The organism is Zobellia uliginosa (genome assembly GCF_900156625.1).
Classification (GTDB): domain Bacteria; phylum Bacteroidota; class Bacteroidia; order Flavobacteriales; family Flavobacteriaceae; genus Zobellia; species Zobellia uliginosa.
Window position 1 is genome coordinate 41817 of sequence record NZ_FTOB01000009.1, and the last position, 13186, is coordinate 55002.

The following is a 13186-nucleotide window of genomic DNA, read 5'->3' on the forward strand; positions in this document are numbered from 1 at the left end:
TTATTACAAAATTAGACATTTAAAATCAATAAAGTATTGCTTTTACTTTTGCCTGTATTAATATAAATCTATAAAAATCAGTACTTAAATTTAAATTTAATATGATTTTAACACTAAAAAAATGCTAAATATTCAACAGAGTATTTGTAATTATCAATTGGTGCAAATAAAAAATCACCATTTGATAATACATTTGTCTTGTTACAAACAAATAAGATCAAATATTTATGAAAAAACTTAATGCATTCGGTGCGGTTAAAATTTTCATGTTGTTTTTAATGTGTTCCCAAGCCGTTCTGGGACAGGAAAAAACAATTACCGGAAAGATTAACGACATCTCAGGAGCACCCCTCCCTGGAGTCAACGTATTGGAAATCGGAACAAAAAACGGGGTCGTATCGGATTTTGATGGTGAGTTTTCCATTAAAATAGAAACTTCGCCGAAAGAGGCCGTACTATCGTTCTCCTATATCGGGTTTAAAACGATTCAAGTGGCCATTGACGAAAAAGACCATATTGAGGTCACCTTGGAAGAAGATCTGGTAGGCCTTGACGAAGTCGTGGTAGTAGGTTACGGTTCGGTAAAGAAAAGTGACCTTACCGGATCGGTGGCCAGTGTCAAGGTTGAAGAACTAAGCTCTATACCTTCTAACTCCATCGACAAAATGTTACAGGGCCGCGTTGCGGGACTACAGGTCATCAATTCGTCCCAAGACCCTGGTGCCGGGGCTACCATTCGTATTAGAGGGGCCAGTTCCTTCAATGGCAGCAACGACCCCTTGGTGGTGGTTGACGGCTTTCCTTTAGGGGGTGCCGGAAACCTAAAACAGATCAACCCTTCAGATATTGCTTCCGTAGAGGTCTTAAAAGATGCTTCTGCCGCCGCAATATACGGGTCTAGGGGCGCGAACGGGGTTATCATGATCACGACCAAAAGGGCCAAAGCCGGAAAGACGACTATAGAGGTACGTCACCAGACTACGGTAAAGGACTTCACAAGCAACCTGATCAGTTGGGACGACCCATTGCTAATGGCACAATTGGCAAACGAAAGAAGTATAAACGATGGCATTGAACCGGTTTATACAGGCCGTACCATTGCCGGGGTCTACTACCCTTCCGTCTACGAAATCGAAAGCGGCAGCTGGCCACATAACACCGATTGGGGCGACGTTGTCTTTAGAGGTTCGCCTATTTTGACAAGCACTACCGTTTCCATGCGCGGTGCAAACGAAACCACTTCCTTTAATATTGGCGCCAACTACCTGAGCGATGATGGGGTATATATAGAAGACGGTTATGAAAAATATATATTGAACCTAGGGGTCTCATATCAATTTAACGACAGGCTAAAATTTACTACATCCAACATTTTATCACGAGATGTACGTAAGAACAATAGTGGTCTTGAATATTGGAGAAATCCCTTATGGCCGATTTACGATGAAAACGGCGATTACTTCCGTACTTCGGAGGAAGATTTCGGACACCCTCTACCCTATACCGAAAATGTGCTGAACGAGTCAAAAGGCCTAGATATAATTTCATCCTATCTTTTAGATTACTCGGTTAGCGACCATTTGAACGTAAAGACCCAATTAAATTACAAATACGGCAACAGCATTTCCGACAGGTACATGCCAAAAGAATATACTTGGGAAGGTTATTTCTATGATGGGGTGGGTGAAATTAAAAATTGGCAGAACCACGATCTTTTATCCGAAACATTTGCCACCTATACCAACACGTTCAACGAACGGCATAAGCTTGATGTCATGGTTGGGTCTTCATATCAGAACAATGTAACACGAACTTCCGATTTAAGGGCCGAAGGCTTTGTTAACGAAGCCCTACAAAACGAAAATATGTCAGCAGGCGACCCTGAAAGCAACAAAATAGGCAATGGAAAACAAGAATCACAATTACTCTCGTTTTACGGACGTTTAAACTATGGCCTAAACGACAAATACCTCTTTACCGCAACCATGCGCGCCGATGGTTCGTCTAAGTTTGGGGAAAACAACAAGTGGGGCTATTTTCCCTCGGGAGCCATCAGCTGGAAAGCCCATAAAGAAAAATTCATTGAAGACCTTGGCATATTCCAAGAGCTTAAGGCCCGTGCCAGTTATGGTATCTCAGGTAACCAAGGCATTTCGCCCTACCAAACCCTAAGCCGCTACGGTATTGAAAATTTCTATGATGACGGCCAATGGAAAACCGCTATCGGACCTGGTTACGTTAGTGGTCAATACGGCCCCGATTACCGCTATAAGTATTGGTCGGGCATTCCGAACAAAGACTTGAAGTGGGAATCTACCGCACAGTTGAATGTCGGCCTCGATATGGCCTTCTTCAACAGTAGGCTAAGGACTACCGTGGATTTCTACAGCAAAGAGACCAACGACCTTTTGCGTCAAAAGTACTTGCCCCTATCCTCTAGTTACACCCGTATTTGGGTAAACGATGGAACGGTAAAGAACAAAGGTGTCGAAGTTTCCGTAGAAGGAAACATTGTGAACGCCGAAAATTTCAGCTTTTCTTCCAACTTGGTAGTATCCGTAAACAAGAACGAGGTGGTTGATTTAGGAAATTCCCAGGCCGCAGGTCTGTTAAGGGATCCCAATACCGGAATGGATTTCGAATTCAGGGGCGAAGGTTTTTCAGGTTTCGGTATGGCCACCGCCAACATATATGGTATCGGACAGCCCTTGAACGTGTTCTACGGCTATAAAACAGATGGCATCATTCAATCGGAAGCAGAAGGACTGGCTGCCGGACTAACGGGAGACCTAGCCCAGCCTGGTGAATTCAAATATGTCGACCTGAACAAAGACGGAACAATAGACGAAAAGGACAGAACCGTAATCGGTGATCCGAACCCCGATTTAATTGCCAGTCTTGGCCTAGATTTCACCTATAAGAAATTCGACCTTTCCATATTCCTAAATGGGGTGTACGGCAACGATGTTTTCTATCCCGGGAAATTCGACCAAGCAAATGAAATGCCCTTTCGATGGACGAACGACAACCCCAACAATGACTATCCTAAACTGATGGCCACCAGAGATACCAAACTTAGTGATTGGTTCGTTGAAGACGGTTCGTTTTTAAGGATACAGAACCTCACCTTTGGCTACAATTTCGATAAAGACGACACCTCCTTCTTTACAAAGGCCCGCTTATATATCAATGCCACTAACCTTTATACCTTTTCCAATTTTAACGGGTATGACCCCGAAGTGGGATTAGATGGAATTTATTGGGGCGGATATCCGCGTTTGAGAAACCTCACCTTAGGTGTAGATCTAACTTTTTAATCTGAAGAAACAATGAAAAATACACTTATATATTTGGTTGGATTTTTAGTAATCACATTGACTTCATGTGACCTAAAAGAAGAGCCTTACGGGTTTTATTCCGATGAAAATTTTTACAAAACCGTAGAAGACGCCGATGCCGCCTTGTTGTACGCATATAACGCCTTTAACTTTACAGAGTACAACCGGGGAATTATAGATGTCGGTGACCTGCCCACCGAAACCACAGATCTAAAACCTACCGAAGGTGGTGGTGTAGAAACCATTGTAAACTGGAAGGCCACCAATAGCAACGAGGCTCTGTCCAATTTTTTCCAATACTGTTATATCGCTATCAATCGTGCAAATGGCGTGATTCAAAACGTAAAGGACGAAGGCTTTGACGATGACGACAAAAAACGTATTCTCGGTGAGGCCTATACCATTCGGGCGTGGAGTTATTTTAGCCTAGTCCGTACCTTTGGAAGGGTCCCCATGCAGATCGAGCTTGTGGCCACCGAGGCACAGACCAACCCTGAGATGGCCGAAGATTTAGACGAGGTATACGATTTTATTATCTCAGACCTGACTACCGCCGAATCTTACCTATCTATAAATCGAAAGACCGGTAGGTTCGACAAGGTAGCCACATGGGCCATATTGTCAAAAGTATACTTGACCATTGCATCGGGAAAAGCCTATAACGCCGCAGGCTATAGGGATATGTCAAAAGATGCCAATACCATGTACGAAGAGGCGGCAAAATGGTCGGGCAAAGTCTTGAACGACCAAAGCGAATATGGTTTTGACGAAAGCCTACAAAGTATTTACGATGTAAACAAACCTGACGGTCCCGAGCATATCTGGCAAATCAGTATGGACCGTTCGGGCAACCAACCTGGTGAGTTTTCCTCTACCCCATTAATGTGGATGCCATGGGGACCTGGTTCGGCCTATTTCGTCAAAAATGCCGATGGCGATTTTGTAAAAACCACAAATGGATGGGAAGTCTATCGCGTGAACCCTGATTTTAAGTCCACATTCGATGAGAATGACAAACGTGCCACTGAACTAATGCGAAGCACCATCTACGATGAGGAAGGAAACGTCATCGGAAGCGTCAACGATGGCAATGTTCCTGGGATATTCAGTATCAAATACCTAGACCCCGATTTTAAGGGCGACCGCACCAGTGCCAGACCATTCATGATCCGTTTTACCGATATCGCCTTAACCTATGCAGAGGCCGTCGGCCCTACTTCAGACGGCCTATTATGGCTTAACAAGGTGAGAAACCGAGCAGGACTAGACCCCGTGTCGGGATTGGGACTGGAAGACTTCAGGGAGGCCGTCTTGCAGGAAAGGACTTGGGAACTTGCTTTTGAAGGCCATCATTTGTTCGACTTACGTAGAACGGCAAAGGTAGTTGCTACCGTTCCTGCCGCACAGGCCGCCGGTCTAACCGAAGATCAGGCCGCTTTCTATGCCATTCCGCTTAGAGAGGTCGATCTGAATACTAAAGCAAAATAATGATATCTAAAAATCAATAAAATGAAAAAGTTAGCATATAGCATCCTAATGTTGGCCACTGCTTTCTCGTTCTTTTCATGTGAAAAGGACCTGATGAAAGAGGTCAATGAAGGCGATTGGAATATGGAACGCAATATTTTGACCCTTCAGCTGCAAAACCAAATAGGCCCCAGTGAAATCGTTCGTACCAAAGATGATGCGAGCATCACCATTTCGGTCAATACAAACGGACTCGATTTTAAAGCGGTAGACGTTAATAGCATTGCCGTTTCCTATGACGCTTCTACCGATGTTCAGGTGGGCGACAAACTAAACTTTGATAATCCGGAAAAGACCTCATCGATTGCAGTTCGATCAAAAGAGGGTAAAGAACTTCAGTGGAAAGTCATCTTGAAACCTTTTCAATCTGACCTCGAAGGCACTTGGACCCTCTCACAAAACCTTACCTACGGATGGTTTGTTGGTACCGATGGAGTCGATAGCTGGGCATGGGGCAATTGGCATGAAGATATGGCCAATGTTATACCCGAAGCCGGTTTCGAAACCGATAATGAACTTGAATTTGTTCTAGAAGGGGTCACCGACGACGGAAATCTTTTCGGAACCTTTACCAATAAGGCAGGGCCTGATGGCAAATACGCCTCTTTTGTAACCTCTGCTACCGAATCTGGCGAGCCCAAGGATTTTGCCTATAAATTCAGAAAGGTACCCGTTGGCGAAGGTATGTGGGAACACAATCTAGAGACCAATGTGGTAAGCTTTATAGACAAAGATGGTAACGAATCTAGTTCGAACCCCTTGAAATTGGAAAACGGCAAACTCGAATTGATGTTCGCTACGCCTTGGGATTATAATTGGGCACACTACAACCCATCATACACCCTCGAGGCTTGCCATTACTATTATTATGCATTATCGAAAAAATAAATGAGGCGAAAGGGTCGGGCCCGACCCTTTACCCAAATCAAACAATGATGAAAAAGATGATTTTATACAATTTATTTCTCCTGTTAATCTTAGCCTGCTCAAGTGAAAGCTCTACCGATACACCCCCGGTAGACAAAGACCCATCAACCGAAAAACCAAGCGAAACCCTATTGATAAAAAACCAAAATCCACTTTCGGTCGATTTTGTAGGAAACGGGGCGCAATGGGGCGGTTATGAGCTTATTGAAAACTTTACAGGTGTAGACGATTTTAACGAGGCTGATTGGAATACCTTAAAAGAACGGATCGATTTTATGCGCCCATCCTTTATGAGGATCATGGTGAGCGCCGGCTGGAACTATACCAATACCGATGGTGCATTTCAACCGGAAAAGGGCAACAACGCCTTTCACAGGATAATGCAGTACTGCACCGACAATCAAATCACCGTAATGTTCGGGGAATGGGGCCATAGTTATTTAAATGGCGACAGAAACCAAGTTGATGAAACCTGGTTGGACCATGCCGTCAACTACCTCGATTACCTGATCGACACCAAAGGATACAGCTGTATCAAGTACTACAATATGATCAATGAACCCAATGGCGATTGGTCTTCTACGAATACCGATTATGACCTATGGCAGAAGGTAGCGTCGGGTTTCCAATCTCGATTGGAAAGTAAAGGCTTGCACCAGTCCGTTCAACTGGCAGGCCCTGACATTGCCGTTTTCGGTGATGCCGGTGCCGTTAATTGGATTACACGGAGCAAATCGAAATTCAACGAAAAACTTGGGCTGTACGATATTCACGCCTACCCTACCAAGAGTTTTGTGACCGAGGGCGGTTATCTTGAAATGCTCAAAGCCTATAAAGGAGCCATACCTGAAGGAGAACAAATAGTACTGGGTGAAATCGGTATTAAATTTTATGGTGCCGATGCCGACCTACAGACCGAAAACCTAAACCGAATAAACGCCGATCCCTATGCTTCCGACGACAGCAATATGTCTGTCTACGATGGCACCTATGCCATCGATATCAGTGATGCCATGGTACAATCTATGATGGCCGGATTTTCAGGAGCCTTGGTATGGGATGTAGACGATGCCATGTACAATAAAAGCGGGTCTGGTTCTGGACCGGATGCCAAAAAGCTGAAAAGATGGGGGTTTTGGAACATTCTTGGAGAGGAAGCCTTCGGAGGTGCTTCCGATGAGGAAATCAGACCCTTTTTCTATCCGGTTTCCTTATTATGCCGGTACTTTCCGAAAGGGGCGGATATCTATGAAGTACAACTTCCCGACAAAAAAGGCCTACGCGCTATCGCCGCTAAAAAAGGAGATACGTACACCTTGGCAATCGTGAATTCAAACTTTGTTGCATACGATGACCTAAGCATCAAGGCGGAAGATAATTTTACCTTTGATGGGGTTTCACAATACGTCTGCACTTCCATGCCCGATGGCAGTTTTCAAGCCAAGGTAGACGCTAACGGATTCGCCCTTCCCCTAGAACAAGATATGTCCATACCACTGGATGGTAAACACAAAGTAAACATACCTGCCCGTTCGGTCATCGTTTTGACCAACATGCCCTAGGGAAAATTGATATATAAGCTCGGTTCAACACACCGAATCAGAAAAAAAATACAAGCACTTTTACATAATGAAATTAAAGAAAAACCCGAACAATCCTATTTTAAAACCCCATCCATCGAATTATTGGGAAAACTTGGTCGTCTGCAATCCAGGAGTCTGGTTTGAGAACGGAAAATTCACCATGCTATATAGAGCCGCAGGAGATGACGAACAGCATCTTATACGTATGGGCCGAGCCGAAAGCACCGATGGCATACACTTTAGCAGGTGCTCCGATGAGCCCGCATTTGAACCCAGTATAGACGGCCCGGATAAAGGAGGTATAGAGGATCCCCGCATAGTTAAGTTCGGAGAAGAGTTTTACGTAACCTATGCCTACAGGCCTCATTACCCGGGTCAATACTGGAAATTTGAACACGATGTTATCTTGCTTCCCGATGTGGGAGCCGATGCTCCGGCGGTTTTAAAGCAAAACATAGCCAATTCAGGCCTTGCCGTCACCAAGGATTTTAAAGATTGGATGCGCCTCGGACGTATAACCGACACCAATTTAGATGATCGCGATGTTATTCTTTTTCCTGAAAAAATCAATGGTAAGTACGCCATGTTACATCGCCCAAAGCAATGGATCGGAGATAAATACGGTTGTGAACAACCCTCCATTTGGATTCGCTTCTCCGATGACCTTATGGTATGGAATGAGCCGAGCACCTTGCTGATCTCTGGCCGAAAGGGTACATGGGAAGAAAAAGTCGGGGGATCCACGCCTCCCTTAAAGACCCCTGAAGGGTGGTTGATCATTTACCATGGCGTTGAAAACGGTGGCAAGGGGTACTACAGGGTCGGCGTAGCATTGCTTGATTTGAACGATCCTACCAAGGTAATTGCACGCGCTACCGATTTTGTCATGGAACCCGAACATGACTATGAAATAGACGGCCCATATCAAGGATGCGTTTTTCCAACAGGAAATGTTATCGTAGATGATACATTGTATGTATATTATGGCGCCGCCGACAAGTATATCGGATTGGCCACATGCAAAATAGATGAGGTACTTGACTACCTGAAAAAATACAGACTATAAAAATACGCCAAAGGTCCTGACCCCAATCGACGCCTGAGGTATGTCATTTTCGATAAGGTAAACGGTTTGGATCGGGACCTCAAGGCCGTATTGAAGCGGAACCCCTCTAATCGCTAAAATTTGAAGAATAGATAAAGGAGATTTATGATAAATATTAGTGCAATTGATATAAGCATTCTGATACTTTTTATTGTGGGTATTATATGGTGGGCCTTGAGAAACGGGAAAAGTTCGGACTCTACTTCGTATTTTTTGGCCGGAAGAAACATGACTTGGCCGGTAGTAGGGCTATCACTTTTTGCCGCCAGCGTATCGAGTTCTACCCTAATGGGGCATTCGGGAGAAGGTTTTATTTCAGGTATAGCCGTGTTCAATTACAACTGGATCTCTGTTTTGGTCATGGTCTTTTTTTCGCTTTTCTTCTTACCCTTCTATATCAAATCGGGCATTTTTACCATGCCCGAATTTCTGGAAAAGCGGTTTGATAAACGATCGCGTTATTATTTTTCCTTCATCACGATTTTCGGAAATGTATTTTTAGATGCCGCCGCCACGTTATATACGGGAGCCTTGATCATAAAACTGATCTTTCCTGAGGTCGAACTATTCTATATCATCTTGATCATGGCGGTGATCGCAGGAAGCTATACCATTGTCGGGGGACTATCTTCGGCAATAAACGCCGACATCATACAGGCTACCATACTGATCATAGGTTCGGCCATACTGTTTTTCTTTGCCCTTCATGAAATTGGCGGATGGGAAGAACTCTATACCCGTTTCGACCAAGGTGTCTGGCTAAAACTTACCCGTCCCTTAGATGACCCCACCGTACCCTGGTTGGGCATGTGGGTAGGTATCCCTATTCTTGGATTCTATTTTTGGGCCAACAACCAGGTAATGGTACAACGTGTACTATCGGCCAAATCAGTAGATCACGGAAGAAAAGGGGTATTGTTCGTAGGTTTCCTATACCTGTTCACCATTTTTATTTTTATCCTCCCAGGCCTAGCTGCACGTGGCATAGACCTATTCGGGGTCGACAATCTCCCGCAAGAAATTATTGATGGATCTACCCTAAAATCGGAATACGGAATCAATACCGATCAAGTTTACCCTCGGTTGATCGTCAAATTGCTTCCGGTCGGTTTGATTGGCTTGATCCTCGCCGCAATGATATCGGCCTTGACCTCGACCTTAAGCGCCACCCTTAGCTCTGTTTCCACCCTATTTACCATGGATTTTTACTCCATGATAGATAAGAAGGCAGATAGTAAAAAACTGGTCAAAGTAGGGCGTATTACCTCTATAGTCGTACTCATCATTGCAATTTTATGGGCCCCGTTCATTCAAAAATTCGATTCCTTGGTTTCATATTACCAAGAGGTGGCCTCATATCTGGCCCCTCCCATTGTAGGCACTTTTTTCTTGGGCCTCTTCTGGAAACGTTCCAATGGTACGGGTGCCCTGTGGGGACTCATTTCAGGAATCATAGTCGCAGCCCTTCTTATGATCGTAAAATACGCCTTGAATATTAGCGTTCCGTATCATTTCCTATTGATTGCCCCTTTGATTATGGTTTTGAGCGTAACCGTAAATGTTATAATCAGTCTCATGACGCCAAGACCCGATCAAGAGAAAGTCTTGAAAAATACTTGGACCCTAAAAATATGGAAGGAAGAAAGCGAAGCCCTACAAGGGGTCGTGTGGTACAAAAACCACAGGTTTCTTTCATTGTTATTGGTAATGGCTTGTTTTGTCATGTATTTCATATTTGCTTAAGAAGCTTACCCATAGTATTGGTACATACAAGTAAAATACAATGGCAATTTAAAATCAAAATAATTAAAAAATAAATGAAAATGAGAACAAGAGCCCTCGTACTACTCCTATTTGTTTTTACCTCCCTAAAGGGATTTACACAAGACCCAAATTTTCATATTTACCTATGTTTTGGCCAGTCTAACATGGAGGGTTCCGCATCGATACAACCGGAAGACCTTATTGTCAGTAGCCGGTTCAAGCTAATGCCTTCCACCGATTGTGGAGAGGTAGGAAAGCAAAAAGGCTTTTGGTATACCGCAATACCGCCTTTAAGTCAGTGCGGGGCCGGACTCTCCCCTGCCGATTATTTTGGACGCACCATGGTACAAAAATTACCGGACAGTATTTCGGTAGGAGTAATCAATGTTGCTATTGGCGGTTGTGACATTCGTTTATTCGATAAGGATATTTATGAGGACTATACGGAAACGTACAAGGAAACCTGGTTTACCGACAAGATAAAAGCCTATGGCGGACACCCCTACCAACGTTTAATTACAATGGCAAAACAAGCCCAGAAAACCGGTGTGATCAAAGGTATCTTATTGCATCAAGGAGAGACCAACCAAGATGATAAAAATTGGCCCCAATACGTAAAAAAGGTATATCGGGATATGCTGGAAGATTTAGGGCTGGACGCCAAGAATGTTCCCTTGTTGGCGGGTGAAGTGGTCGGGGAAGACCAAGGCGGTGTTTGCGCAAGTATGAACAAGATCATAAATACTTTGCCCCAAACCATACCTACGGCCCATATCATTTCCTCCAAAGGCTGTACCGTAAGGGAAGACCATGTACATTTTGACTCCGATGGGGTAAGGGAATTGGGGAAACGCTATGCCGAAAAAATGCTGGCCCTCGAACGAGGGGAATGACTTCCAACCAAAAACCGAGCTCTAGATATAAGGTGTAAAGCCAATAAAATCATTATAAAAAAAGCGCAAGTCGGTATCACTTGCGCTTTTGTTTGGCTTAATATGTCCGTACAAGACCTCACTCCATAACTTTCTTCATAAACCCCCTCATCTTTTCAATGATTTCGTCTCCGTCTTCCTCAAGTGCAAAGTGTCCCGTATCAAAGATATGGTAATCTATATTCGTGACATCTTCTTTAAACGCCTCTGCACCGCTTTCTGGGAAAAATTCATCGTTTTTACCCCAAACGATCAAAAGGGGAGGTTGCTCATCCCTTAGATATTGCTGCCATTGAGGGTACAATTTCACATTGTTTCGATAATCATAGAACAGGTCGAGATTTACCTTATGTGCATTGGGCCGTGATAGCCGCAAATAATCTAGATGCCAGGTATCGGGATTAACGTTTTCGGGGTTTCTGGTACCATGGGTATATTGCCACTCAAGACCTTCCAAGGAAAATACGGCGGACAAGGCCTTTTCGGTTTCCTCGGTCCTGTTTGCCCAGAATGCCCTTGTACTGGCCCAGGCCTTTCCCAATCCGGCTTCATAGGCATTACCGTTTTGGTTGATAATTGCCGTAACCCTTTCCGGATGGGCCGTGGCTATCCTAAAACCTACCGGCGCACCGTAATCTTGTATCATAAGGGCGTAAGAGTGTATTCCTTTTTGCTCAAGAAACCCGTTAATAGTCAAGGCTATATGATCAAAAGTATAATCATATTCGTCAGGCGATGGAAAATCACTATTACCAAATCCCGGATAGTCGGGCGCAATTAAATGGTAGTCATTCGATAACTGGTTCAAGACCTTTCTATATTGATGGGAGGACGAAGGAAATCCGTGTAACAATACGAGGGTCGGATTGTCGGGGTTTCCTGCTTCGCGATAGGCGATGTTAACACCATCGACCGTTGTTTTTCTGTATTTCGTGTTTTGCATTTTAGATATGTTTTATGTTTGTATAATTAAGTGGGCCGGACTACCCGTTTTTGTCATTGCCATCCGGAAAAGCTCATAAATAAATCGTTATGGTTTTCTTTATTACTGTTTATGTTTTATCGTTTATCCTTCACTCGTAAAATATAGTTTATTACCGAACGTTCGGTAACATAGTAGGGTAAATTTTTTTATTTGTTCAAATACCTGTGCTCTATGTTGTGCAAGGTTTGTTCAAAGACATCGGTATCATTCAAGCCTTTGCTTACGATAAGGCTTCCCTGAATATCGATCAATGTTTGTACCGCATTCGCTTTTGCCGATTCGGGCCCCTGCCCTAAAGCAACTCCGATTCTCGTAAAGACACTTATCCATTCATTCATTCCGGCGCTAATATTTTTTTCGAACAAATGCAAACCCGTTTCCATTGAAAAGGCCCTAAAAATGCAGCTTTCCCGTCCCCCATCGTAAAAGGTTGCAATATGGTTCAATCCGTTTTTCAACCTTACTTCCGGAGTATTATTTTCATCGGCTAGGGCCGCAAATACATTTGCTTGGACCCAGTCACCGATATAATTGAATACCGAAGTAGCCATCGCTTCCTTCCCCTTTGGGAACCGATGGTACAGACTTGCCTTTTTTAAACCGGTCACTTCAGATAATTCGGCCAAGCTGGTTCCTTCATAACCTTTGGCACGAAACACCTTGGCCAAGGCGACCATTAAATCTTTATCCAATATTTTTTGCGGTCTCATGGGACAAATCTACTACAAATATTCAATTTTACCAAACGTTCGGTAACAAATTGATGCTATTTAGACCTCAATTAGATTTTCGAGGGAGGATAAATCATTATAGACCTATTTAATCAGGGAATAATCAAAAAGGGCATAACGCCTAGCATTAGGCATATTACAAAGCCTATAGCCAATATTGAAGCATTGACAATAATAAAACAATCTTAATTCTTGACCAAGGGTATGACCGCAACCTTGCTCCTCGAGTAAATTCTTAAACACTGATTACCTAAGTTATTTCCTACATAAAATAGAGTCAAATTAACATAAAAG

9 protein-coding genes are annotated in these 13186 nt (G+C 43.7%); 7 read left to right on the plus strand and 2 right to left on the minus strand.

Annotated features, from left to right (window positions below; all coding sequences use genetic code 11):
* The first annotated feature begins 227 nt into the window (after positions 1–227).
* The 7 genes from BW980_RS20095 to BW980_RS20125 all read left to right on the plus strand — a co-directional run bounded on the left by BW980_RS20095 (position 228) and on the right by BW980_RS20125 (position 11137).
* Positions 228–3317, plus strand: a complete 3090-nt coding sequence (locus tag BW980_RS20095) for a SusC/RagA family TonB-linked outer membrane protein (RefSeq protein WP_076456950.1) — start codon at positions 228–230, stop codon at positions 3315–3317.
* 12 nt (positions 3318–3329) lie between these two features.
* A complete protein-coding gene (locus tag BW980_RS20100; RefSeq protein ID WP_076456951.1) occupies positions 3330–4826 on the plus strand; it encodes a RagB/SusD family nutrient uptake outer membrane protein in 1497 nt (498 codons plus the stop codon).
* A 21-nt stretch (positions 4827–4847) separates the two neighbouring features.
* Positions 4848–5753 carry a hypothetical protein gene (locus BW980_RS20105; protein WP_139327748.1) on the plus strand — a complete coding sequence of 302 codons (906 nt, stop codon included), beginning with the start codon at positions 4848–4850 and terminating at the stop codon, positions 5751–5753.
* Positions 5754–5800: 47 nt separating this feature from the next.
* Positions 5801–7354 (plus strand): hypothetical protein, encoded by a 1554-nt coding sequence (locus BW980_RS20110; protein ID WP_076457002.1) that lies wholly within the window; start codon positions 5801–5803, stop codon positions 7352–7354.
* 67 nt (positions 7355–7421) lie between these two features.
* Positions 7422–8441 (plus strand): glycoside hydrolase family 130 protein, encoded by a 1020-nt coding sequence (locus BW980_RS20115; protein ID WP_076456953.1) that lies wholly within the window; start codon positions 7422–7424, stop codon positions 8439–8441.
* Positions 8442–8585: 144 nt separating this feature from the next.
* Positions 8586–10223: a sodium:solute symporter gene (locus BW980_RS20120; protein ID WP_076456954.1), complete on the plus strand. Its 1638-nt coding sequence runs from the start codon at positions 8586–8588 to the stop codon at positions 10221–10223.
* An 80-nt stretch (positions 10224–10303) separates the two neighbouring features.
* The gene (locus BW980_RS20125; protein WP_245800115.1) at positions 10304–11137 is read left to right on the plus strand and encodes a sialate O-acetylesterase; all 834 of its coding nucleotides are present in this window, start codon (positions 10304–10306) and stop codon (positions 11135–11137) included.
* A gap of 118 nt (positions 11138–11255) precedes the next feature.
* Here BW980_RS20125 and BW980_RS20130 read toward each other — a convergent pair whose 3' ends face one another.
* Positions 11256–12119, minus strand: coding sequence for an alpha/beta fold hydrolase (locus BW980_RS20130; protein WP_076456956.1), 864 nt, complete (start codon positions 12117–12119; stop codon positions 11256–11258).
* Positions 12120–12307: 188 nt separating this feature from the next.
* The gene (locus BW980_RS20135) at positions 12308–12871 is read right to left on the minus strand and encodes a TetR/AcrR family transcriptional regulator (protein WP_076456957.1); all 564 of its coding nucleotides are present in this window, start codon (positions 12869–12871) and stop codon (positions 12308–12310) included.
* Positions 12872–13186: the final 315 nt, after the last annotated feature.

Excerpts from the sequence above, each read along its gene's own strand:
- BW980_RS20095 (WP_076456950.1), top strand. The coding sequence starts at position 228 with ATGAAAAAACTTAATGCATTCGGTGCGGTTAAAATTTTCATGTTGTTT.
- BW980_RS20100 (WP_076456951.1), top strand. The coding sequence starts at position 3,330 with ATGAAAAATACACTTATATATTTGGTTGGATTTTTAGTAATCACATTG.
- BW980_RS20105 (WP_139327748.1), top strand. The coding sequence starts at position 4,848 with ATGAAAAAGTTAGCATATAGCATCCTAATGTTGGCCACTGCTTTCTCG.
- BW980_RS20110 (WP_076457002.1), top strand. The coding sequence starts at position 5,801 with ATGAAAAAGATGATTTTATACAATTTATTTCTCCTGTTAATCTTAGCC.
- BW980_RS20115 (WP_076456953.1), top strand. The coding sequence starts at position 7,422 with ATGAAATTAAAGAAAAACCCGAACAATCCTATTTTAAAACCCCATCCA.
- BW980_RS20120 (WP_076456954.1), top strand. The coding sequence starts at position 8,586 with ATGATAAATATTAGTGCAATTGATATAAGCATTCTGATACTTTTTATT.
- BW980_RS20125 (WP_245800115.1), top strand. The coding sequence starts at position 10,304 with ATGAGAACAAGAGCCCTCGTACTACTCCTATTTGTTTTTACCTCCCTA.
- BW980_RS20130 (WP_076456956.1), bottom strand. The coding sequence starts at position 12,119 with ATGCAAAACACGAAATACAGAAAAACAACGGTCGATGGTGTTAACATC.
- BW980_RS20135 (WP_076456957.1), bottom strand. The coding sequence starts at position 12,871 with ATGAGACCGCAAAAAATATTGGATAAAGATTTAATGGTCGCCTTGGCC.